This is a genomic window from Streptomyces sp. NPDC051913 (assembly GCF_044593635.1).
GTDB lineage: Bacteria > Actinomycetota > Actinomycetes > Streptomycetales > Streptomycetaceae > Streptomyces.
In genome coordinates this window covers 121,628-145,437 of record NZ_JBIUCI010000003.1, presented here as the reverse complement: position 1 = coordinate 145,437, position 23,810 = coordinate 121,628, and the positions used below count along the sequence as shown (strand labels likewise).

At 71.4% G+C, this 23,810-nt stretch carries 15 protein-coding genes, 1 tRNA gene and 1 pseudogene; 15 read left to right on the top strand and 2 right to left on the bottom strand.

Translation table 11 applies throughout. The annotated features are described in order from the left end of the window. Positions 1-62: 62 nt before the first annotated feature. The 3 genes and pseudogenes from ACIHIX_RS09620 to ACIHIX_RS09610 all read left to right on the top strand — a co-directional run. A complete protein-coding gene (locus tag ACIHIX_RS09620; protein WP_329336481.1) occupies positions 63-251 on the top strand; it encodes a DUF4244 domain-containing protein in 189 nt (62 codons plus the stop codon). Beyond that, positions 238-591 (top strand): TadE family type IV pilus minor pilin, encoded by a 354-nt coding sequence (locus ACIHIX_RS09615; protein ID WP_399952315.1) that lies wholly within the window; start codon positions 238-240, stop codon positions 589-591. Before ACIHIX_RS09620 ends, ACIHIX_RS09615 begins: the two co-directional genes overlap by 14 nt. Then, a pseudogene (locus ACIHIX_RS09610) lies at positions 588-965 on the top strand (Rv3654c family TadE-like protein); the annotation flags it as partial. The gene ACIHIX_RS09615 and the pseudogene ACIHIX_RS09610, both read left to right, overlap by 4 nt. Here the strand turns inward: ACIHIX_RS09610 and ACIHIX_RS09605 are convergent. Continuing rightward, the gene (locus ACIHIX_RS09605) at positions 919-3,486 is read right to left on the bottom strand and encodes a DEAD/DEAH box helicase (RefSeq protein WP_399952312.1); all 2,568 of its coding nucleotides are present in this window, start codon (positions 3,484-3,486) and stop codon (positions 919-921) included. The pseudogene ACIHIX_RS09610 and the gene ACIHIX_RS09605 overlap by 47 nt on opposite strands. A gap of 79 nt (positions 3,487-3,565) precedes the next feature. Between ACIHIX_RS09605 and bldG the strand changes: the two genes are divergently transcribed. The 12 genes from bldG to ACIHIX_RS09545 all read left to right on the top strand — a co-directional run bounded on the left by bldG (position 3,566) and on the right by ACIHIX_RS09545 (position 22,373). Next, complete coding sequence (bldG, locus tag ACIHIX_RS09600; RefSeq protein WP_003975386.1) at positions 3,566-3,907, top strand: anti-sigma factor antagonist BldG; 342 nt, start codon at positions 3,566-3,568, stop codon at positions 3,905-3,907. Positions 3,908-4,023: 116 nt separating this feature from the next. Continuing rightward, positions 4,024-4,461, top strand: coding sequence for an ATP-binding protein (locus ACIHIX_RS09595; protein ID WP_399952310.1), 438 nt, complete (start codon positions 4,024-4,026; stop codon positions 4,459-4,461). Positions 4,462-4,715: 254 nt separating this feature from the next. Continuing rightward, positions 4,716-7,121 (top strand): sodium-translocating pyrophosphatase, encoded by a 2,406-nt coding sequence (locus tag ACIHIX_RS09590; protein WP_399952307.1) that lies wholly within the window; start codon positions 4,716-4,718, stop codon positions 7,119-7,121. A 193-nt stretch (positions 7,122-7,314) separates the two neighbouring features. Beyond that, a complete protein-coding gene (locus ACIHIX_RS09585; RefSeq protein WP_399952304.1) occupies positions 7,315-7,917 on the top strand; it encodes a small secreted protein in 603 nt (200 codons plus the stop codon). A gap of 69 nt (positions 7,918-7,986) precedes the next feature. Beyond that, positions 7,987-9,504 carry a methyltransferase gene (locus ACIHIX_RS09580; RefSeq protein WP_399952301.1) on the top strand — a complete coding sequence of 506 codons (1,518 nt, stop codon included), beginning with the start codon at positions 7,987-7,989 and terminating at the stop codon, positions 9,502-9,504. Between the two features lie 191 nt (positions 9,505-9,695). Further along, positions 9,696-12,281 carry a protein kinase gene (locus tag ACIHIX_RS09575; RefSeq protein ID WP_399952298.1) on the top strand — a complete coding sequence of 862 codons (2,586 nt, stop codon included), beginning with the start codon at positions 9,696-9,698 and terminating at the stop codon, positions 12,279-12,281. Between the two features lie 143 nt (positions 12,282-12,424). Then, positions 12,425-12,622: a hypothetical protein gene (locus ACIHIX_RS09570; RefSeq protein WP_399952295.1), complete on the top strand. Its 198-nt coding sequence runs from the start codon at positions 12,425-12,427 to the stop codon at positions 12,620-12,622. Between the two features lie 243 nt (positions 12,623-12,865). After that, positions 12,866-15,706 (top strand): type I DNA topoisomerase, encoded by a 2,841-nt coding sequence (gene topA / locus ACIHIX_RS09565; protein ID WP_399952292.1) that lies wholly within the window; start codon positions 12,866-12,868, stop codon positions 15,704-15,706. Positions 15,707-15,830: 124 nt separating this feature from the next. Continuing rightward, complete coding sequence (gene tmk / locus ACIHIX_RS09560; protein ID WP_399952289.1) at positions 15,831-19,133, top strand: dTMP kinase; 3,303 nt, start codon at positions 15,831-15,833, stop codon at positions 19,131-19,133. A 115-nt stretch (positions 19,134-19,248) separates the two neighbouring features. Further along, positions 19,249-20,454: a DNA polymerase III subunit delta' gene (locus tag ACIHIX_RS09555; protein WP_399952286.1), complete on the top strand. Its 1,206-nt coding sequence runs from the start codon at positions 19,249-19,251 to the stop codon at positions 20,452-20,454. Between the two features lie 134 nt (positions 20,455-20,588). Further along, positions 20,589-22,190, top strand: coding sequence for an alpha/beta hydrolase (locus ACIHIX_RS09550; RefSeq protein WP_399952284.1), 1,602 nt, complete (start codon positions 20,589-20,591; stop codon positions 22,188-22,190). Between the two features lie 109 nt (positions 22,191-22,299). After that, positions 22,300-22,373: transfer RNA gene (locus tag ACIHIX_RS09545), tRNA-Thr, on the top strand. Between the two features lie 45 nt (positions 22,374-22,418). On the opposite strand, the gene ACIHIX_RS09540 is transcribed toward ACIHIX_RS09545, so the two are convergent. Further along, positions 22,419-23,804 (bottom strand): tyrosine-type recombinase/integrase, encoded by a 1,386-nt coding sequence (locus tag ACIHIX_RS09540; RefSeq protein WP_399952281.1) that lies wholly within the window; start codon positions 23,802-23,804, stop codon positions 22,419-22,421. Positions 23,805-23,810 lie beyond the last annotated feature (6 nt).

Sequence of the window (23,810 nt, the reverse complement as noted above, 5' to 3'; positions counted from 1 at the left end):
GACAGAGGCTCGAAAGAGTTTCGGCAAGGCTTCAACAGAGCTTATTCCTTACGGGGGTTGAGATGTGCAAGGTGGTACTCGCGCGGCTTCGGGCGGCGCGGAAGGACGCGGGGATGGTCACCTCGGAGTACGCGATGGGGATCGTCGCGGCGGTGGCGTTCGCGGTCGTCCTCTACAAGGTGGTGACCAGCGGAGCGGTGAGTGCGGAGCTCCAGGGCATCGTGAAGCAGGCCCTCGATGCGCGGATGTGAGCGGGGCGCGGACCGAGGGTTCGTGACGGCGGAGTCGGCCGTGGTGCTGCCCGTGCTGGTGATGTTCGCGATGGCACTGGTGTGGGGGCTGCTCGTGGTGGCCGCGCAGATCCAGTGTGTGGACGCGGCCCGGACAGGGGCGCGTGCGGCGGCCCGGCAGGATCCGGCCGACTCGGTCGTCGAGGTGGCCCGCGAAGCGGCGCCGCGCGGTGCGAAGGTCACGGTCAGCCGGGAGGAGACCCAGGTCCGGGTCGTGGTCGTGGCCAGGCCACCGGTACTGCACGGGTTGCCGTTCGAGGTACGGGAGGAGGCCGTGGCCTCGGTGGAGGGCGGGCCATGAGCGGGCGCCGTGGGTGGCGGCGCGGCCTCGGTTCCGACCGGGGCTCCGCCACCGTCTGGAGTGTCGGTGCGATCGCCGTGCTCTGCGTGGTGTTCGGGGTCGTGCTCGCGCTGGGGCAGGCCGTGGTGACCCGGCACCGTGCGGCCGGCGGTGCGGATCTCGCGGCGCTCGCGGCGGCGGACCACTGGGCGGACGGTGATGCGGGGGCCTGCGCTCGGGCGGGTCGGGTGGCCCGGGAGCAGGGCACCCGGCTGGTGCGGTGCGCGCTGGTGGGTGACGTCTCGGATGTGACGGCGGCGGCGGGACGGGGGCCGTTCACGGCGGAGGTCAGGGCACGGGCGGGACCGGCGGAACAGCCGTTTCCGGCGCCGCCGCTTCCTTCGCCGATGCCGGAGCCCCCTCTGTCGCCCCCTGCGCCTGAGCCCTCGCTTCCGCAACCGCCCCCTCCGCCGGCGCTCCCCGCAGCAACACCGTGAGCAAGCGCACCGCCCCCCTCTTGTGCAACGGGTCGTTGCCGTTGCCGCACTTGGGGGACTGGATGCAGGACGGGCAGCCGGCGTCGCACTCGCAGGAGGCGATGGCCTCGCGGGTGGCGGTGAGCCAGGCGCGGGCGGTGTGGAAGGCGCGCTCCGCGAAGCCCGCGCCGCCGGGATGGCCGTCGTAGACGAAGACCGTGGGGAGCAGGGTGTCGGGGTGCAGCGGGATCGAGACGCCGCCGATGTCCCAGCGGTCGCAGGTCGCGAACAGGGGGAGCAGGCCGATGGAGGCGTGTTCGGCGGCGTGCAGGGCGCCGCCGAGTATCTCGGGGTTGATGCGGGCCTCATCGAGCTGGTCCTCGGTGACCGTCCACCACACCGCGCGGGTGCGCAGCGTTCGAGGAGGGAGGTCGAGTTTGGTCTCGCCCAGGACCTCACCGGTGATGAGGCGTCTGCGGAGGAAGGAGACCACCTGGTTGGTGACCTCGACGGAGCCGTAGCACAACCGGCCCTGGCCCCAGGGGACTTCGACGTCCGTCTCCAGGACGGCGATGGCGGTCGTGTCGCGGGCCACGGTCGAGTACGGCGGGTTCGCCTCCTCCACCAGCGCCACCGAGTCCTCCAGGTCCAGCTTCCGCACCATGTAGGTGCGGCCCTGGTGAAGATGGACCGCGCCCTCGTGGACGGTCGTGTGGGCGGCGCCGGCGTCGACCGTGCCGAGCAGACGGCCCGTGCCCGACTCGACGATCTGCACCGGGCGGCCGCCCTCGCCGCGGATGTCGGCGAGGTCGGCGGCGGATTCCCGGCGGGTCCAGTGCCAGGCCTTCGTGCGGCGGCGAAGCAGCTTCGCGGCCTCCAGCTGCGGCAGCAGGTCCGCGCAGGCCGGGCCGAACAGGTCCATGTCCTCTTCGGTCAAAGGCAGTTCCGCCGCCGCCGCGCACAGGTGCGGGGCGAGGACGTACGGGTTGTCGGGGTCGAGGACCGTCGATTCCACGGGCTGCTCGAAGAGGGCCTCGGGATGATGGACGAGGAAGGTGTCCAAGGGGTCGTCGCGGGCGACCAGGACGGCCAGGGCGCCTTGGCCGGAGCGGCCCGCCCGGCCCGCCTGCTGCCACAGGGACGCGCGCGTGCCCGGGTAGCCGGCGATGACGACGGCGTCCAACCCCGAGACGTCGATGCCGAGTTCCAGGGCCGTCGTGGCGGCGAGGCCCAGCAACTCGCCGGAGTGGAGGGCCTGTTCCAGGGCGCGGCGTTCCTCCGGGAGGTAGCCGCCGCGGTAGGCGGCGACGCGTCGGGCCAGGGAGCGGTCGACCTCGGCCAGACGTTCCTGGGCGATGACCGAGATGAGCTCGGCGCCGCGCCGGGAGCGTACGAAGGCGACCGAGCGGACGCCCTGCACGGTCAGGTCGGTCAGGAGGTCGGCCGTCTCGGCGGTGGCCGTGCGGCGGACCGGGGCGCCCTTCTCACCCTGCATCTCGGTGAGCGGGGGTTCCCAGAGGGCGAATACCAGTTCGCCGCGCGGGGAGGCGTCGTCGGCGACCTCGACCACCGGGAGGCCGGTCAGGCGCCGGGCGGCGACCGAGGGCTCGGCGGCGGTCGCGGAGGCCAGCAGGAAGACCGGGGAGGCGCCGTAGCGGGCGCAGAGGCGGCGCAGCCGGCGCAGGACCTGGGCGACGTGGGAGCCGAAGACGCCGCGGTAGGTGTGAACCTCGTCGATGACGACGTACTTGAGCGCCTTCAGGAAGGAGGACCAGCGGGGGTGGGACGGGAGGATGCCGCGGTGCAGCATGTCCGGGTTGGTCAGGACGTAGTTGCCGTACTGACGGATCCACTCGCGTTCCTCGAACGGGGTGTCACCGTCGTAGACGGCCGGTCGAACTGAATTGCCCAGCGGTTGTGAAAGTTCCTTCACAGATCGGCACTGATCCGCCGCGAGCGCCTTCGTGGGCGCCAGGTAGAGCGCGGTGGCGCCGCGGCCGTTCGGGGCCTCGGAGCCGTCCAGGAGGGCCGTCAGGACGGGCGTGAGGTACGCCAGGGACTTGCCGGAGGCGGTACCGGTGGCGACGACCACCGACTCGCCGTCCAGGGCGTGCTCCGCGGCGCGTGCCTGGTGGGCCCAGGGGTGTTCGATGCCCGCCGCCTGGACCGCCGCGAGCACCTCCGGGCGAATCCGGTCAGGCCAGACGGCATGGCGGCCCTCACGCGGGGGCAAGTGCTCCGTATGAGTGATGCGCGAAGCACGGCTCGGGCCCGAGGCGAGCCGGCCCAGCACCGTGCCCGGGTCCACCCGGGACACGGCGTTCGTCGGGGATCGATCGGATCGGTGATTCTTGGCCATCGGCACCGAGTGTGTCACCGGCGTGACGGACAATGGGACCAAGGCGTCGTGCACGCCTGCCGGTAAGTGATTGAATGCCATCGCGGCTGGCGAACCGTCCTGGGGGCTCTGCCGAGTGTCCTAACGGGCGACCGCTCGATAGCAAGGTGCTGGAGGATCCGTGGACCTGTCCCTGTCGACCCGTACCGTCGGCGATCGTACGGTCGTCGAGGTCGGTGGCGAAATCGACGTATATACCGCGCCCAAGCTGCGCGAGCAGCTGGTCGAGCTGGTGAACGACGGGAGTTTCCACCTCGTCGTCGACATGGAGGGCGTGGACTTCCTCGACTCCACCGGGCTCGGCGTGCTGGTCGGCGGCCTGAAGCGGGTGCGTGCCCATGAGGGCTCGCTGCGCCTGGTCTGCAACCAGGAGCGCATTCTGAAGATCTTCCGCATCACCGGTCTCACCAAGGTGTTCCCGATCCACACCTCGGTCGAGGAAGCGGTGGCGGCGACCGACTGAACCACCGGACCGGGCCGGTGACCTGAACCGCGCCCGGGACGGCTGTAGTACAGGGGGGTCCGGACTTTCGGCGGTCCGGTCCCCCGACAGCACGCCCGTAGTTCCGAGGGGGATGCATGGCCACCGTTGAGCTCCGCTTCAGCGCGCTGCCCGAGCACGTCCGGACCGCCCGACTGGTGGCGGCAGCGGTGGCGCGCAGGGCCGGAGTGGACGAGGCCGTACTCGACGAGGTCAGGCTCGCCGTCGGCGAGGCCTGCTCCCGTGCCGTCGGACTGCATCAGAACAGCGGTATCACCTCTCCGGTGAAGGTGCTGCTGATCGAGGAGGAGAAGCAGTTCTCCATCGAGGTCGGCGACGAGGCGCCGCGTTCGGCCCCGGGTGACCGGGCGCCCGGCGCGGCGGCCGAGGATCCGGACGCGGAGACCGAGGAGGACGAGATGGGCCTGGCGGTCATCAGCGGCCTCGTCGACGACGTGGAGGTCACCGCGGGGGAGCACGGCGGGTCGATCCGTATGACCTGGCCGACCACCCCGCCGGCCGCGACGCTTCCCTGACCTTCATACATACAGCAGAACATCAAAGGGCCCCGCTCCGGCGGGGCCCTTTGTATTTTCGGAATTCGTGAAATGATTCACGATCAGTCAATGCCTTTGGGGCATTAGCTCTTTCGGGTTCTGTGGCGTGACGTCGATCATTTGCTGAAGAGCATGTGGAGGCTAATTCCGTTTACCGCCCACTGTTTTGATCAGGTTCCGCTACCTACAATCCGTCCACATCTTGAGCTCAGCCCAAGCGTCAAGGAGGACGAATGGCGGGGCTTTCTACCCCTCATCAGCTGGACCATCCCACTACCCTCGCAGCCGCGGTACTGACCGACGACAACCGGATCATCATCTGGGTGATCGCCGCCGTCGCAGTGGCCGCGCTCGTGGTCGCGGGCGTCCTGGTACGCCAGGTGCTCGCGGCGGGCGAGGGAACCGACAGCATGAAAGAGATCGCATCGGCCGTCCAGGAAGGCGCCAACGCCTATCTGGCCCGGCAGTTGCGCACGCTCGGCGTATTCGCCGTGGTCGTGTTCTTCCTGCTCATGCTGCTGCCCGCGGACGACTGGAATCAGCGCGCCGGTCGATCCGTCTTCTTCTTGATCGGCGCGGCGTTCTCGGCGGCCACCGGATATATCGGCATGTGGCTCGCCGTGCGCAGCAATGTGCGCGTTGCCGCGGCGGCACGGGAAGCGACACCTGCGGAAGGTGAACCCGAAAAGGATCTCACCGCCGTCTCGCACAAGGCAATGAAGATCGCTTTCCGCACGGGCGGCGTCGTCGGCATGTTCACGGTGGGGCTCGGTCTGCTGGGCGCCTCCTGTGTCGTGCTGGTCTACGCGGCCGACGCGCCGAAGGTGCTCGAGGGTTTCGGCCTCGGGGCCGCCCTGATCGCCATGTTCATGCGTGTGGGCGGCGGCATCTTCACCAAGGCCGCCGACGTCGGCGCCGACCTGGTCGGCAAGGTCGAGCAGGGCATTCCGGAGGACGACCCGCGCAATGCCGCGACCATCGCCGACAACGTGGGCGACAACGTCGGCGACTGCGCGGGCATGGCGGCCGACCTCTTCGAGTCGTACGCCGTGACCCTGGTCGCCGCGCTGATCCTCGGCAAGGCGGCCTTCGGTGACTCCGGGCTCGCCTTCCCGCTGATCGTCCCGGCGATCGGCGTCCTGACCGCCATGATCGGCATCTTCGCGGTGGCGCCGCGCCGGTCCGACCGCAGTGGCATGTCCGCGATCAACCGGGGATTCTTCATCTCCGCGGTGATCTCGCTCGTGCTGGTGGCCGCGGCCGTCTTCGCGTACCTGCCGTCGTCGTACGCCGATCTCGACGGTGTCACCGACGGGGCGATCGCCGGCAAGGACGGCGACCCGCGCGTCCTCGCGCTCGTCGCGGTGGCGATCGGCATCCTGCTCGCCGCCGTCATCCAGCAGCTGACCGGCTACTTCACCGAGACCACCCGGCGTCCCGTCCAGGACATCGGCAAGACCTCGCTCACCGGCCCGGCCACCGTCGTCCTCGCCGGTATCTCGATCGGTCTCGAATCGGCCGTCTACACCGCCCTGCTGATCGGCCTCGGCGTCTACGGGGCCTTCCTGCTCGGCGGTACGTCGATCATGCTGGCGCTGTTCGCGGTGGCGCTGGCCGGTACCGGGCTGCTCACCACGGTCGGCGTCATCGTCGCCATGGACACCTTCGGGCCGGTCTCCGACAACGCCCAGGGCATCGCCGAGATGTCCGGCGACGTCGAGGGCGCGGGCGCACAGGTGCTCACCAACCTGGACGCCGTCGGCAACACCACCAAGGCCATCACCAAGGGCATCGCCATCGCCACCGCGGTCCTCGCGGCGTCGGCGCTCTTCGGGTCGTACCGTGACGCCATCACGACGGGCGCCCAGGACGTCGGCGAGAAACTCTCCGGCGACGGGGCTCCGATGAGCCTGATGATGGACATCTCGCAGCCCAACAACCTCGTCGGCCTCATCGCGGGCGCCGCGGTGGTGTTCCTCTTCTCGGGGCTCGCCATCAACGCCGTGTCGCGGTCGGCGGGCGCGGTCGTCTACGAGGTGCGGCGGCAGTTCCGCGAGCGGCCCGGGATCATGGACTACACGGAGAAGCCGGAGTACGGCAAGGTCGTGGACATCTGCACCCGGGACGCGCTCAGGGAGCTGACGACCCCAGGGCTGCTCGCCGTCATGGCGCCCATCTTCATCGGGTTCACGCTCGGTGTCGGCGCCCTCGGCTCGTATCTCGCGGGCGCGATCGGCACGGGCACGCTCATGGCGGTGTTCCTCGCCAACTCCGGCGGCGCCTGGGACAACGCCAAGAAGCTCGTCGAGGACGGCCATCACGGCGGCAAGGGCAGCGAGGCCCACGCCGCGACCGTCATCGGCGACACGGTCGGCGACCCCTTCAAGGACACCGCCGGGCCCGCGATCAACCCGCTGCTGAAGGTGATGAACCTCGTCGCGCTGCTCATCGCGCCCGCGGTCATCAAGTTCAGCTACGGCGAGGACAAGAGCATCGGCGTCCGGATCGGGATCGCCCTGCTCTCGCTCGCCGTGATCGTCGGCGCGGTCTATGTCTCCAAGCGGCGCGGGATCGCCGTGGGGGACGAGGAGGGTGCCAAGAGGGTGGCCGGTTCGGCCGACCCCGCGGTGGTTTCGTAGGCGGTCCTGCGACAGCCTCCTCACCTGGGGCGGGCGGGTGGTGCGTGGACGCGCCGCCCGCCCGCTCTGTGTGGGCACGCCCCCTTCGTGAGCCTTCTCTCACTTGGTGCAAATGGCTTTAATGCATGACTTAACGGACTCCCTGCTTGTAGGTGTCCTCCAGGCGCCGTGTATGTTCCGGGGCCGAGGAGCCATGGAAGGGACCAATCCGGTGAACAAGAAGCTCGCAGCCGCGCTGTCCGGCGGTGCGGTACTGGCGATGGCGCTGTCGGCATGCAGCAGCGGTGACGACAACAGCGAGAAGCTGGACGCCTGGGCCAAGCAGGTCTGTGACGCCGTCAAGCCGCAGGCCAAGAAGATCGAGGCCGCCAATCTCGCGATCCAGAAGGAGACCTCGGACAGCAGCGCGCCCAAGGACGTCCAGAAGACCGACGCCCAGGCCTTCCAGGACATGTCCGACGCCTACAAGGCGATCGGCGCCGCCGTGCAGAAGGCCGGAGCGCCGGACACCGGCGACAGCAAGAACGCCGAGAAGAAGCAGCTGGACGCGGTCAAGGAGCTCAACACCCTCTCCGCCTCCTACGCCTCTTTGAAGAAGCAGGTCGACGAGCTCGACACCAAGGACCAGGGCAAGTTCGCGGACGGCCTCAAGGACGTCGCGACCGAGCTCGACAAGCTGAGCACCAGCGGCAGCGACGCCCTGAAGAACCTCGAAGAGGGCGACGTCGGCAAGGCCATGGCCCAGCAGGCGAGCTGCAAGAGCGCGTCCACCACGCCGTCGGCGACCACCGGCTGACCCTCGCGTCACGTCGCTCCGGCGCCACAGGCACCGCCTGCGGCGCCGGTTTGCGTTCACAATGGGGGCGTGAGTGACTCCAGCCTTGCCCCCCTGCCCTCCGCCGACCGTCCCGACGTCGCCGCCGCCCTGCGGGACGCCCTCCTGGGCGCCTCCTTCACCGCCGACGGGCTGCTCGAACTGCTCGGCGCCCCCGCGTACGCGGCGCTCGCCCGCAGCGAGACCGTGCCCGCGCTGCGGGCGACCCGTGGGGACAGCGCCCTGGAGGTGCTCGTACGGCTCTTCCTGCTCCAGCAGCCCGTGCCCCACGCGCGCGTGGCCGACGTACTGCCCCTGGAGGCGTGTCTGGCGGCCGGGTGGCTCACGGAGGCCCACGGCGCCGAGGTCGCCGCGACCGTGGACGTACGGCCGTACGGCGGGCCCGAGGGCGAGGACTGGTTCATCGTGTCCGACCTCGGGTGCGCCGTCGGGGGCGCCGGTGGCATCGGCAGCCGGGAGGAGGGCGTCGTCCTCGGCGTCGGCGGGGCGTCCACGACCCTCGCCGGCATCACCGTCCGCACGCCGGTCGGCTCCGCGCTCGACCTCGGCACCGGGTCCGGCATCCAGGCACTGCACGCCGCGCGGCACGCCACGCGCGTGACGGCGACCGACCTCAACCCGCGCGCCCTGCACATCACCGCGCTGACGCTGGCGCTGTCCGGCGCCCCGGCGGCCGAGCTGCGGGAGGGCTCCCTCTTCGAGCCGGTGCGCGACGACGAGACGTACGACCTGATCGTCTCCAACCCGCCCTTCGTGATCTCGCCGGGCGCCCGGCTGACGTACCGGGACGGCGGGATGGGCGGGGACGATCTGTGCCGGTCGCTCGTTCAGCAGGCGGGGGATCGGCTGAACGAGGGCGGGTTCGCGCAGTTCCTCGCCAACTGGCAGCACGTGGAAGGGGAGGACTGGCAGGACAGGCTCAGGTCGTGGGTGCCGCGCGGGTGCGACGCGTGGATCGTCCAGCGCGAGGTGCAGGACGTCACGCAGTACGCCGAACTGTGGCTCAGGGACGCCGGCGACCACCGCGGGGACCCGGCCGAGTACCAGGCGCTGTACGACGCCTGGCTGGACGAGTTCGAGGCGCGCAAGGTGCGAGCGGTCGGATTCGGCTGGATCACCCTGCGCAGGACGGGGGCCGCCGACCCCACGGTGGTCGCGGAGGAGTGGCCGCACCCCGTGGAGCAGCCGCTCGGCGACACCGTACGGGCGCACTTCGAGCGGCTCGACTATCTGCGGGCGCACGACGACGCGGCGCTGCTGGAAGGGCACTTCAAGCTGGCGCCCGAGATCGTGCAGGAGCAGGTCGGGCTGCCCGGCGCCGAGGACCCGGAGCACGTGGTGCTGCGTCAGAACCGCGGCATGCGCCGCGCCACCAAGGTGGACACGGTCGGCGCGGGCTTCGCCGGCGTGTGCGACGGCTCGCTGAGCGCGGGGCGGATCCTGGACGCCATCGCGCAACTGGTCGGCGAGGACCCGGTGTTGCTGCGGGACCGTACGCCGGCACAGATCCGGCTGCTGGTGGAGCAGGGGTTCCTGGAGCCTGCCTGAGCGGGGCGGGGCGGGGCCTGGGGCCGAGTCGGCTGAGGCCGAGGCGCACTCCTGAGACGCATGTGCCCGGTCTGGTCTGATTGGTGCCGAAAAGGTCTCCTGTCAGTGGCACGTGCGAGGCTACCTTCGAGGGACAGGTCCGACGCGTCCTCGGGGGAGGCGCACCCGCTCGGGCCTCGGGGGGAGGCGTGATGACGGGGGAGACGCCGGATCACGGTGAGGGCAGGGTCGTAGGCGGCCGCTACCGCCTGCTGCGGACGCTCGGCGCGGGCGGCATGGGCCGGGTCTGGCTGGCGTACGACGACGAGCTGGCCTGCGAGGTCGCGCTCAAGGAGATCGCCCTCCCGGACGTGCCGATGGACGCGAGCGAACCCGCGCAGCGCATCGCGCGGGCCCGCAGCGAGGCCCGGCACGCGGCACGGCTGCGCGGGCACCCGCATGTGGCGACGGTGCATGACGTGGTGGTGCACGAGGGGCTGCCGTGGATCGTCATGGAGTACGTGCCGGACGCGGTCGACCTCCAGGCGGTCGTACGGAGTTCGGGCCCGCTGCCGCCCGTCCAGGCGGCCCGCGTCGGGCTCGCCGTGCTCGACGCGCTGACCGCCGGACACCGGATCGGCATCCTCCACAGGGATGTGAAACCGGCCAACATCCTGCTGGCGTCGGACGCTTCGGGCGACCCGTACGCGCGCGTGCTGCTCACCGACTACGGCATCGCACTCCAACCCGAGTCCCGTGAGCCCCGGCTCACCGCCACGGCCGGCATCCTCGGCACGCCCGGCTATCTCGCGCCGGAACGCGCGCGGGGGGAGCCGCCCACACCGGCCGCGGATCTGTTCTCGCTCGGCGCGACCCTGTACTCGGCCGTGGAGGGCCACGGTCCCTTCGACCGGCACGGCGAGTACGCGACCCTGACGGCCCTGCTCGGCGAGGAGCCGACCCCGCCGGTACGGGCGGGTGAACTGACCCCCGTGCTCCAGGGGTTGCTGGTCAAGGACCCGGTGCGCAGGTCGTCACCGGAGGCGGCGGCGCGGGGGCTTGAGCGGGTGGTGCGGGGGGCGACGCCGGGCTTCGGGCCAGCGCCTGAGGGGTTCGGTGCGGGGGGTGCGGCCGGGGCGTTCAGTGCCGGCGGTTCGACCGAGGGGCTCCGTGCGGGTGGTGCGGCTGAGGGGCGGGGCGCGCAGCCGGTCGGCTCAGGTGCGGTTCCGGGGGGTGGTGGGGTCGTGGACGGGCCGCCGCCCGGGTACGTCGCCAGCACCTCGCCGGGGTGGGGGAGTGGCGGTGCGGGGGCGGGCACGCCGCAGACTCCGGGTACGCCAGGCGCTTCTGGTACGCCGGGTGCGCCAGGTACGTCCGGTGCTCCAGGGGTGCCGGGTGCGCCGCAGACGCCTGGGACGCCGCAGACTCCGGGTACGCCGGGCGGGCCCTTCACCCCGGGTGCCGCGCAGACACCGCACACGCCGGGTGGGGCGCCTGGGGCGGCGTACGACCCATGGCGGCAGACCGGCGCCGCGCAGCAGTCGCCCGAACCCGGCAACCCCTACGCACACGGCCCCTACGCGAGCGGCGGCGCTCAGCCGCCCCCGGCGGGGAGCGGCGGTCCCACGCCCTACGGCCCCTATGCGGGCAGCGGCGGCCCGTCCCCGTACGGGAGCAGCCCGACGCCTCCCTACGCCGGCAGCCCGGCATCCCCTTACGCCGGCAGCTCCACGCCCCCCTACGCGGGCAGCTCCACGCCCCCTTACGCGGGTGGCGTCCCCACCTCCGGAGCCCCCACCCAGCCCTATCCGGGCGCCACTTCCGGTGCCGGCTGGGCCGGTGGCGGTCCGGGTGTACCCGGAGGAGGCATGCCCGGGCCGCCCGCTCCACCCTCCGGGGACAGGAAGCGCCTCGCCCTTGTCGCGCTCGTCGTGGCCGTCGTTCTGGTCGTCGCCGGTGGGACCTGGCTGGCCGTCTCGCTGACCGGCGGCGGGGACGGCGACGACAACACCACCGCGGCGAACAAACCGCCCACCTCCAGCGTGCCCAAGAGCTCGGCGCCGCCGACCGGGCCGGTGCTGCCGTACGGCGATGTCGTGGGCCTGGGCAAGCCGTTGGAGACCGGGGACTGCGTGCAGGCGGTCTGGACGGGGACGCCGTTCAAGTCGGCGCCGAACCTCGGGGTGGTGGACTGCGCCGACGACTGGCCGGACGGCCAGGTCGTGGCGGTCGACACGGCCACCGACTACGCCGACGCGCGCGCGTCGGGCGCCCAGCGCTGTGCGAACCAGACGCGTGCGGTCGTCGACGCCCTGCCCGACGCGGCGCTCTACGCCGTCGTACCGACCAAGGAGGGCTTCACCGCGGCCAACAGCGGTACGGCATGTCTCGTACTCGGCCGCCATGCGGCGATAGGCGGTGAGGTCGGCCGGTTCCGCGACGAGGGCGCCCGGCTGTGGGTCGGTCAGATGAGTACGGGTGACTGCTGGATCTACGAGGAGGAGGACGACGGCTACAACGCCCCGCTCACCGACTGCGGGAAACCCCACACCGACCAGGTCATCGGCGTTGTTCAGGCACCCGCGGAAATGACCTACGAGAAAGCCACCGACAACGCGACCAAGCTGTGCGGCAACAAATTCGAGTCGACCTGGGCACCGGGATCGGAGCGCACCGTCTACGGCTGGGTGGCCGACGAGGACGACTGGAACACGGGGTTCAAGAAGGCGGTGTGCACGGTGAGCCGGACCGACGGTGAGAAGACGACCGGAAAAATACCCGCGCCCGGATCGGTCTGAGCCGGGCCCGGCCAAGGTCGTGCGGGGAGTCCACAGCCGGGCTGGTCCCGCGTTCACCTCGGGTTCGCCTGGCCGCCGCCCGCGCGTGTCAGCCTCCATGCCCGAGGGCCTGCGCGGTCGGGAGAAAAGGGGCAGGGGGAGCCATGGAGAGCGGACCGGCGATCTTCGCGGGGACGGTGTTCGCGCTGTTCGGAGCCGGGCTGCTGACGTGGACCGCGGTCCGCCTGCGACACGGGGAACCGGTCGCGCACGGTGTGAGCCCGGTCGCATCGGCGGCGATCGCGAGCTGTGCCTCGGTGATCGCGCTCGTCGTCGGCACATGGTGCTTCACGCGGCTCTGATGACCATGGAAAGGCCGAGGTCCCGGTAATTGGGAGGGGGTCCTCCACTAAGGCTCGAAATGGCCGGTGGGTACTCCGGGCGGCAGGAATGGCGGTAGTCGGGTTACCGTTCGAGTGGCCGTTGCGGGCTTTTCCCGTTTGACACGGGGGCGGGATGTACCGTCACACTCCGCAGCGTCACCATGACCCGACCCCGGGGACCGCCTGGGGAGGCCCCAGCGTCGACCGGAGAGAAGAGCGAAGTTGTCCCCGACCAGCGAGACCGCACACGGCGGCCGCCGACTCGTCATCGTCGAGTCGCCAGCCAAGGCGAAGACGATCAAGGGCTATCTCGGCCCTGGTTACGTCGTCGAGGCGAGCGTCGGGCACATCCGCGACCTCCCCAACGGCGCCGCGGAGGTGCCGGAGAAGTACACCGGCGAGGTCCGCCGCCTCGGCGTGGACGTCGAGCATGACTTCGAGCCCATCTATGTCGTCAACGCCGACAAGAAGGCCCAGGTCAAGAAGCTCAAGGATCTGCTGAAGGACTCCGACGAGCTCTTCCTCGCCACCGATGAGGACCGCGAGGGCGAGGCCATCGCGTGGCACCTCCTGGAGGTCCTCAAGCCCAAGGTCCCGGTCAAGCGCATGGTGTTCCACGAGATCACCAAGGACGCGATCCGGGCCGCCGTCGCCAACCCGCGCGATCTCAACCAGCGCATGGTCGACGCCCAGGAGACCCGTCGCATCCTCGACCGCCTCTACGGCTACGAGGTCTCGCCGGTCCTGTGGAAGAAGGTCATGCCGCGGCTGTCGGCGGGCCGTGTCCAGTCCGTCGCCACGCGTCTCGTCGTCGAGCGGGAGCGCGAGCGCATCGCCTTCCGTTCCGCCGAGTACTGGGACCTGACCGGCACCTTCGGGACCGGTCGGGCCGGTGACCCGAGCGACCCGTCGACCCTGGTCGCGCGGCTCCAGACGGTCGACGGCAAGCGGGTCGCGCAGGGCCGTGACTTCGACTCCCTGGGCCAGATCAAGGGCGCCAACACCCTCCACCTCGACGAGGCCGATGCCCGTGCGCTGGCCGCCGCGCTGGAGAACACGGACTTCGCCGTCCGGTCGGTCGAGTCCAAGCCGTACCGCCGCTCGCCGTACGCCCCGTTCCGTACGACGACCCTCCAGCAGGAGGCCAGCCGCAAGCTCGGCTTCGGCGCGAAGGCGACCATGCAGGTCGCCCAGAAGCTGTACGAGAACGGCTACATCACGTACATGCGTACGGACTCCACGACGCTCAGCGACACCGCTGTCACCGCGGCCCGCGCGCAGGTCACCCAGCTGTACGGCGCCGACTACCTGCCGTCCGCGCCGCGGACGTACGCCGGGAAGGTCAAGAACGCGCAGGAGGCGCACGAGGCGATCCGCCCCTCGGGTGATCGTTTCCGCACGCCTGCCGAGACCGGACTGACCGGCGACCAGTTCAAGCTGTACGAGCTGATCTGGAAGCGGACCGTCGCCTCCCAGATGAAGGACGCGACCGGCAACTCCGTCACCGTCAAGATCGGTGGCACCGCCGCCGACGGCCGGGACGTCGAGTTCAGCGCCTCCGGCAAGACCATCACCTTCCACGGCTTCCTGAAGGCCTACGTCGAGGGCGCCGACGACCCGAACGCCGAGCTGGACGACCGCGAGCGCAGGCTGCCCCAGGTCAGCCAGGGCGACCGGCTCTCCGCCGAGGAGATCACGGTCGACGGGCACGCCACCAAGCCCCCGGCCCGCTACACCGAGGCCAGCCTGGTCAAGGAGCTCGAAGAGCGCGAGATCGGCCGCCCGTCGACGTACGCGTCGATCATCGGCACGATCCTCGACCGCGGCTATGTCTTCAAGAAGGGCACGGCACTCGTCCCGTCCTTCCTGTCCTTCGCCGTGGTCAACCTCCTGGAGAAGCACTTCGGGCGCCTCGTCGACTACGACTTCACCGCCAAGATGGAGGACGACCTCGACCGCATCGCCCGCGGTGAGGCCCAGTCCGTGCCGTGGCTGAAGCGGTTCTACTTCGGCGAGGGCACGGAGGGCGGCGCGGCCGACGCCGGCAATGGCGACGGGGACCACCTCGGTGGCCTCAAGGAGCTGGTGACCGACCTGGGCGCGATCGACGCGCGCGAGGTGTCGTCGTTCCCGGTGGGCAGCGGCATCGTGCTGCGCGTCGGGCGCTACGGCCCGTACATCGAGCGAGGCGAGAAGGACTCCGAGGGCCACCAGCGCGCGGACGTGCCGGAGGACCTCGCTCCGGACGAGCTGTCCGTCGAGCTCGCCGAGGAGCTGCTCGCCAAGCCGAGCGGTGACTTCGAGCTCGGCGCCGACCCGGTGAGCGGCAACCAGATCATCGCCCGCGACGGCCGCTACGGCCCCTACGTCACCGAGGTGCTCCCCGAGGGCACCCCGAAGACGGGCAAGAACGCCGTGAAGCCGCGGACGGCCTCGCTGTTCAAGTCGATGGCGCTGGACACGGTGACGCTGGAGGACGCCCTCAAGCTGATGTCGCTGCCGCGCGTCGTCGGCGCCGACGCCGAGGGCCAGGAGATCACCGCGCAGAACGGGCGCTACGGGCCGTACCTGAAGAAGGGCACGGACTCGCGCTCGCTCACCTCCGAGGACCAGCTCTTCACGATCACGCTCGACGAGGCGCTCGCGATCTACGCCCAGCCCAAGCAGCGGGGCCGGGCCGCCGCCAAGCCGCCGCTGAAGGAGCTCGGCACCGACCCGGTCAGCGAGAAGCCGGTCGTGGTCAAGGACGGCCGCTTCGGGCCGTACGTCACCGACGGGGAGACCAACGCGACCCTGCGCTCCGGCGACAGCGTCGAGGACATCACCCCCGAGCGCGGCTACGAACTCCTCGCCGAGAAGCGGGCGAAGGGCCCCGCCAAGAAGACGGCGAAGAAGGCTCCCGCCAAGAAGGCCACGGCGAAGAAGGCCGCCCCGGCCAAGAAGACGGCCGCCAAGAAGACCGCCGCGAAGAAGACGACGACGGCCGCGAAGAAGACGACGACGGCCGCGAAGAAGACGACCGCGACGAAGGCGGCGGCTTCGAAGACGGCGTCGGAGGACTGATACAAGCCGCGTCGCTCCACTGAGGCTTCGCAAAACGAACGCCCCGGCATCACTTTGGTGTCGGGGCGTGCGCACGTTCGGACGGGCGCCACGGGCTGTCGGTGCTGCCCGATAGGCTGAAAGCATGACGCGAGCCGAGCAGCCAACGGCCCACCACACGGCCCCCGACGACGCCCTTGCCGCGGACTCCCGCGAGCGCGCCGTCCGCGCCCTGCTGCGCCAACCACAGCTGAAGCGGCTGTGGAGCGCGCAGTTGGTGGGCGGAGTCGGCGACGCCCTGGCCCTTCTGGTGGTGGTGATCCTCGCCCTCCAGGCGGCGATCGTCGAGGGGTCCTTCGGGGGTGATTACCGAGGAGTGGCGTTCGCAGTGGCGACCGTCTTCGGGGTGCGCATCCTGGCCACGCTGCTCTTCGGCGCGGTCCTCCTCGGCCCGCTGACGTCCCTCACCTCGCAGGAGGGGCCGCTCGACCGCCGCTGGACCATGGTCGGCGCGGACGGGGTGCGGGCGGCGCTGCTGATCGTCGCGCCCCTGTGGATCGACTGGACGCCGGAGAACGCATTGGCGATGCTCCTGGTGACGGCCTTCGTCACCGGAATCGCCGAGCGCTTCTGGAGCGTGTGCCGCGAGAGCGCGGCGCCCGCCCTGCTCCCGGCCCCGCCGCCGGAGGGCGCGACGGTACGACCGCTGCCGGACCACCTGGACGCGCTGCGCCGCCTGTCGCTGCGTACGGGCTTCGTGGCGATCCCGCTGGCCGCCGCCGCGCTCGTCACCGCCGCGCTCGTCAACAACCTTCTGGGCGCCGGGATCGACTGGTTCGACCAGCACCAGGCGGCCCTCGCCTCGTACGTCGCGGCGGGTCTGTTCGCCGCGTCGCTGTCCGTGCTGACCTTCCTGGAGCTGCCCGACACGCGCACCCCGCGCGCGCGTTCGCCGCTGGAGGGCCTGCGCCGCCCCAAGACGGGCACCGGTGTCGACAAGGGCCGCACCGGTGTGCTGCCGCTGCTGGTCCTCGCCTCGGCCGCCGTCGCGGGCGCGGTCTCCGCGGCCGTCGCGGTCTCCGTGCTGCACGCCAAGGATTTGGGCGGCGGGCCGGTGACGTACGGCCTGCTGGTGCTGGCCCTGACCGGCGGGGTCGTCGTCGGTATCCGTACGGCGCCCAAGGTGCTGGTCTCCCTCTCGCGCCGCCGTCTGCTCGCGCTGGCGATCGCCTTCACCGGCGTCGCCCTGCTGGCCGCGGGTCTCGTCCCGGACGTCACCACCGTCGTGCTCATCGTCGCGCTGGCCGGCGTCGGCGCAGGCGTGGCCGCCAACACCGGGCACGCGCTGCTCGACCAGGAGACCGAGGACTACCGCCGCCCGCGCACCACCGAGCATCTGCACGCGGTCGTACGGGTCTTCGTGGCGCTCGGCGCGGTCATCGCCCCGCTGGTGGCCGCGCTGATCGGGCCGCATCGCCTGGAAAGCGGCAAGTTCGTGTTCGCGCACGGCGGGGCCGCCTTCACGATGATGCTGGTCGGCGCGCTGCTGCTGCCGGTGGCCGCGCTGGTGCTCGCCAAGGTCGACGACCGTTCCGGAGTGCCGCTGCGGCACGATCTGCGGGACGCGCTGCTCGGCGGCGACGACCCGGTGACCGCGCCGCTGGCGACCGGCTTCTTCATCGCCCTGGAGGGCGGCGACGGCGCCGGGAAGTCCACCCAGGCCGAGGCGCTCGCCGAGTGGATAAGGGCCAAGGGCCACGAGGTCGTGGTCACGCGCGAGCCGGGCGCGACGCCGGTCGGCAAGCGGCTGCGGTCGATCCTGCTGGACGTGTCGTCGGCCGGACTCTCGCACCGCGCGGAGGCGCTGCTGTACGCGGCGGACCGCGCGGAGCACGTGGACACGGTCGTCCGGCCCGCGCTGGAGCGCGGCGCGGTCGTCATCTCCGACCGGTACATCGACTCGTCGGTGGCCTACCAGGGGGCGGGCCGCGACCTGTCCCCGACCGAGATCGCCCGCATCAACCGCTGGGCCACGGACGGACTGGTTCCGCATCTGACGGTGCTCCTGGACGTCTCCCCGGAGATCGCCCGGGAGCGGTTCACCGAGGCGCCCGACCGGCTGGAGTCGGAGCCGGCGGAGTTCCACGCGCGCGTGCGCTCCGGGTTCCTGACGCTCGCCGCGGCCGACCCGGGCCGGTACCTGGTGGTGGACGCGGGCCAAGAGCCCGAGGCCGTCACCACCGTCGTACGGCACCGGCTCGACCAACTGCTGCCGCTCTCCGAGCAGGAGATCCGGGAGCAGGAGGAGGCCCGGCGCAAGGCCGAGGAGGAAGCGCGCCGCAAGGCCGAGGAAGAGGCCGCGCGCAAGGCCGAGGAAGAGCGTCTGGAGCGCGAGCGCCAGGAGCAGCTGGAGCGGCTGCGCGCCGAGGAGGAGGAGCGCAAGCGGCGCGAGCTGGAGGAGGCGCAGCGGCGCGAGGCCGAACGGCAGGCCGAGGAGGCCCGGCTGAGGGCCGAGGAAGCGCGGAAGCGGGCCGAGGAGGAGCGGGCGCGACTGCTCGCCGAGGAGAAGGCCCGCGCCGAGGAGGAAGCTCGCCGCAAGGCTGACGAGGAGCGGCGGCGCAAGCAGGCCGAGGAAGAAGCGCGGCTGCACGCCGAGGCCGAGGCGCGGCGCGTGGAGAAGCAGCGCAAGGCCGAGGAGGCGTTGCTGCGGGCCGAGGAGGCGCGCCGGCTCGCCGAGCAGGCGTCGGCCGCGGCTGAGGCGGGCCCGAAGAAGCCGACGCCGCCGGTGGTGGCGCCGGAGGCGGCGACCGTGCCCACGCCGGTGGTGACGCCGACGAACGCGTCGGGCGGGCCGGTGGAGGAGACGGCGGTACTGCGGAAGATCTCCGACGGGGCGGACGCCGGTGAGGGGCGCGGTTCCGAGGGCCGTGGCTCTGACGGGCGAGGCGCTGAGGGCCGTGGCGCTGGGGGGCGAGGCGCTGACAACGAGGTGACCGCCGAGCTGCCCAAGCCTCCGGCTTCGGCGGCCGACGAGACGGCGGTGCTGCCGCCGGTGGTGCCGGGCGCGGCGGACGAGACGGCGGTGCTGCCTCCCGTCGTGCCGGGGGCGGCTGATGAGACGGCGGTGCTGCCTCCCGTCGTGCCGGGGGCCGCCGACGAGACGGCCGTGTTGCCGCCGGTGCCGGGGGAGGCCCCGGCCGATCGGGTGCCGCCGGGGTTCTTCCGGGAGGAGCAGGCCCGGCCCGACGGGGCCGAGGACCGTACGCGGGAGATGCCTCAGCTCGACGAGACCGGCGCGCCCCGGAAGCGGGCCAGGTCGGACTGGGCCGAGGAGACACCGCTGGACGATCTGCCGTCGCTGGCGGACGAGTTGCTGGGCCCGCACGACCGGGACGGCGACGAGTTCGGTGACGGGCGGGGGCGGCGTGGCCGGGGGCGTCGCGGCTGACGCCGCGATGGTCGCGGGGCGGCGTTGTCAGTGCCGCCCCGCACAATGGAGGCCGTACCGCGGGCCGGCGTCTCCGGCTCGTACCCCCCACCGTGACGAAAGGGCGGCGTGACCCATGACCGTCTGGGACGACCTCGTCGGACAGGAGAAGGTGAGTGAGCAGCTGACCGCTGCCGCTCGGGATGCCGACGCGTTCGTCACCGCCGCCGCTTCCGACGCGCCGCCGCCCACCGCGTCGAAGATGACGCACGCGTGGCTGTTCACCGGCCCGCCGGGAGCCGGGCGGACGCAGACCGCGCGGGCCTTCGCGGCGGCATTGCAGTGCGTGAGCCCGGACCGGGCCCTCGGCGGGGTTCCCGGGTGCGGGTTCTGCGACGGGTGCCATACGGCCCTCGTCGGCACGCATGCCGACGTCACCACCGTCGCCGCCGTGGGCGCGCAGATCCTCGCCGACGACATGCGCGACACCGTCCGGAAGTCCTTCACGTCACCGGCCAACGGACGCTGGCAGGTGATCCTCGTCGAGGACGCCGAGCGGCTGAACGAGAAGTCGGCCAACGCCGTGCTGAAGGCGGTCGAGGAGCCCGCCCCCCGTACCGTCTGGCTCCTCTGCGCCCCCTCCATCGAGGACGTCCTGCCCACCATCCGCTCCCGCTGCCGGCACCTCAACCTGCGGACCCCCTCCGTGGACGCGGTCGCCGACCTTCTCGTACGGCGTGAGGGCATCGAGCCCGACGTGGCGGCGGCCGTCGCCCGGGCCACGCAGGGCCATGTCGACCGGGCCCGCCGACTCGCCACCGACCCGGCCGCTCGGGAGCGCAGGGCCGCCGTCCTGAAGCTGCCCCTGCGCGTGGACGACGTGGGCGGCTGCCTCAAGGCCGCGCAGGAACTCGTCGACGCCGCCGCGGAGGACGCCAAGCTGCTCGCCGAGGAGATGGACGGCAAGGAGACCGAGGAGCTGAAGGCGGCGCTGGGCGCGGTCCAGGGCGGGCGGCTGCCGCGGGGCACGGCGGGCGTGATGAAGGACCTGGAGGACAAGCAGAAGCGCCGCAGAACCCGCACGCAGCGCGACAGCCTGGACGTCGCGCTGACCGACCTCACCGGCTTCTACCGCGACGTCCTCGCCCTCCAGCTCGGTTCCCGGGTCGCCATCGCCAACGCGGACGCGGAGGACGCCCTGGAGCGGCTCGCCCGTGGCAGCTCCCCGGAGTCCACGCTCCGCCGTATCGAGGCGATCGCCGCCTGCCGCGACGCCCTCGACCGCAACGTGGCGCCGCTGCTCGCGGTGGAGGCGATGACGATGGCACTGCGAGCCGGCTGACCGACCGCGATACGGATCCGTCCCGCCCCCTCCTGCTCCCCCCCACGATCAACCGGAGGTTGACCAGGTAACTCGTACGAGCCCGATCGTGTACGCAGGGCATTCGCACCACTGCGCAGAGTTACGCTCGCGTGATGTACCTCAGGCGCAGTCCTCGCTCCGCAGCCCCGACCGCCCCGCCGCGCCCCCGGCGTTCCCGCACCGGCGGTGCCGTGCTCGCCCTCGCCGCGCTGCTCGTCTCCGCCTGCTCCTCGGGGAGTGCCACGGGCTCTCCGAGCTCGGCCGCGGAGGCGGCGCTGGCCGCGCTGCCGAAGGCCACGCCGGCCGCGCTCACGTCGTACTACGAACAGAAGCTGAGCTGGCGCAGCTGCGGTGTCCCCGGCTTCCAGTGCGCGACGATGAGGGCGCCGCTCGACTACGACAAGCCGGACGCCGGTGACGTCCGCCTCGCCGTCGCCCGCAAGAAGGCCACCGGCTCCGGCAAGGCGCTCGGCTCACTGCTGGTGAACCCGGGCGGGCCGGGCGGCTCCGCGGTCGGCTACCTCCAGGCGTACGCCGGGATCGGCTACCCCGCCGAGGTCCGTGCCCGGTACGACATGGTGGCGGTCGACCCGCGTGGCGTCGCCCGCAGCGAGCCCGTGGAGTGTCTCGACGGGCGGGACATGGACGCGTACACGCAGACCGACACGACACCCGACGACGCGGAGGAGACCGACGAACTCGTCGACGCGTACAAGAGGTTCGCGGAGGGGTGCGGGGCGCGGTCGCCGGAGCTGCTGCGCCATGTCTCCACCGCCGAGGCGGCCCGGGACATGGACATCCTGCGGGCCGCGCTGGGCGACGCGAAACTGACGTACGTCGGGGCGTCGTACGGGACGTTCCTCGGGGCGACCTACGCGGGCCTCTTCCCGGACCGGGTCGGCCGGCTGGTCCTGGACGGCGCGATGGACCCGTCCCTGCCCGCCCGGCGGATGAACCTGGACCAGACGGCGGGGTTCGAGACGGCGTTCCAGTCGTTCGCGCGGGACTGCGTGCAGCAGCCGGACTGCCCGCTGGGCAAGCAGGCGGACCAGGTCGGGACCCGGCTGAAGGCCTTCTTCCGCAAGCTTGACGCGCACCCGATCCCCACCGGCGACGCGGACGGCCGCAAGCTGGGCGAGGCGCTCGCCACGACCGGGGTGATCGCGGCGATGTACGACGAGGGCGCCTGGGCGCAGTTGCGCGAGGCGCTGACGTCGGCGATGAAGGAGAACGACGGCGCCGGACTGCTGTTCCTGTCGGACAGCTACTACGAGCGCGACGCCGACGCCCGCTACTCGAACCTGATGTTCGCCAACGCGGCCGTGAACTGCCTCGACCTGCCCGCTGCGTTCTCCACGCCGGACGAGGTGCGCGAGGCGCTGCCCGACTTCGAGAAGGCGTCCCCGGTCTTCGGCGAGGGCCTGGCCTGGGCCTCGCTGAACTGTGCGTACTGGCCGGTGCGGGCCACGGGTGAGCCGCACCGCATCACCGCGCGCGGCGCCGCCCCGATCGTCGTCGTCGGCACCACCCGCGACCCGGCGACCCCGTACCGCTGGGCCCGAGCCCTGGCCGCCCAACTGACCTCCTCCCGTCTCCTCACCTACGAGGGCGACGGCCACACCGCCTACGGCCGCGGCAGCACCTGCGTCGACTCCGCCATCGACACCTACCTGCTCCACGGGACGCCCCCGACGCAGGGCAAGCGCTGCTCCTAGCGCACCCCTCCCAGCCCCGGAACGACCCCCTCCGGGGCTGGTGCGGAGCACCCTTCGAAACTGTGTAGACTTACCGACGTTGCTGACCGCACCATGGTGCGGACGGCGCGCCGCCTTAGCTCAGATGGCCAGAGCAACGCACTCGTAATGCGTAGGTCTCGGGTTCGAATCCCGAAGGCGGCTCTTTTCAAGCCCAGCTCAGACAGTGTCTGAGCTGGGCTTTTGTGTTCATCGGACGCGACGTCGGCGACGTGCGCGGGCCGCGCGTCGGTCCTCGGTCTCAGTTGTGGTCTCAGTTGGGAGTTCCGGGCCCGGCATGAAGTGGTCTCCCATGCGGCGCATGGCGTCCTTGGAGAGGTGGGATCTGCCCTTCACGTAGCGGCGGGTCTGACTGATCTGGGTGTGGCGGAGGATCTCCATGATCGTGGGCATGTCTACGCCCAGTTCGTTGAGGATCGTGCCAGCGGTGTGGCGGCTGCCGTCGTACAGGCGGCGGTCGTCGATTCCGGCTTCCTCCAGCAGCTCCTTGAACTCGGCCCAGTCCGCGCGGGGATCGAGGGGGCGGCCGTCCGGTCGGGTGAACACGGCTTGGTGTTCCTGCCACTGGTCGCCTGCCGCTGCTCGCATCGCCTCTTGTTGCTCCTTGTGCTCCAGCAGGTATGGGATGAACGGCGGGGGGATGGGGACGGGGTTCGTGCTCTTCTTCGTCTTGGGCCGGGTGAAGACCAATCCGCCGTTCCTGCGCTCGGGACAGGCACTGGCGTGCCGGGCGCAGTCCTTCGGGCAAGGCTTGGGGCACCCGCGCTTGTAGTCCTTGTGGGTCTTGCAGTCGGGCGGGCAGGGCTCGAAGCGGTGAAGGCGGGCGCCGCACGCGTGCGGGTCCTTGCAGCCGTGGCGCCACGTGAGTCGCTGGAGCTGCCATTGCGGGTGGAACAGCTCGTTATCGAGGTCGACGTACGGCCACCGGAGACCGAGCGTCTCGCCTTGGCGGAAGCCCATGCCGACGCCGACGCACCACCGCATGAAGTTGGGCCGCCTTGCCGCGGCTTCCAGGAAGGCCTTGGCCTCCTCCTTGGAGAAGGGGTTCGCCTCGGTCTCGTCGACCGTGGGCGGGTCCACCAGGGTCGCCACGTTTTCGACGATGAGGCGGCGGCGGTGGGCGATTTTCAGGGCGCGGGACAGGATGCGGTGGACCTTGAGCACGTGGGATGGGGCGTGTCCCTCGTCGAGCATGACGCGGTACATCCGCTCAAGATGTTCCGGCTGGAGCTTGTCGATCCGGTGCTTACCAATGCCGGGAATGATGTCGTTGCGGGTCTTGGACCAGTAGTCGTCCAGGGAACGCGGCTTGAGCTTCAACGAAGCGATGTCGGTGAGGTAGGTGGTCATCCACTGTTCGACGGTGGGCTTGCGGCCGGCCTTGGGTGCGCGGCCCTTGTCGCGGAGGGCTTCCAACTCGCGGACCTTGCGCTTGACTTCCGCCTCGGTCCGGGCCCGGCGGTGCCGGCGGTCGGGGCTGCCGTCGTCCTTGACGCCCATGGTTACGCGGCCGTGCCACCAACCGTCGCTGCCCTCGTAGATGGACGATTCCATGTTTGCGTTGCGGGGGCTCATGTGGTC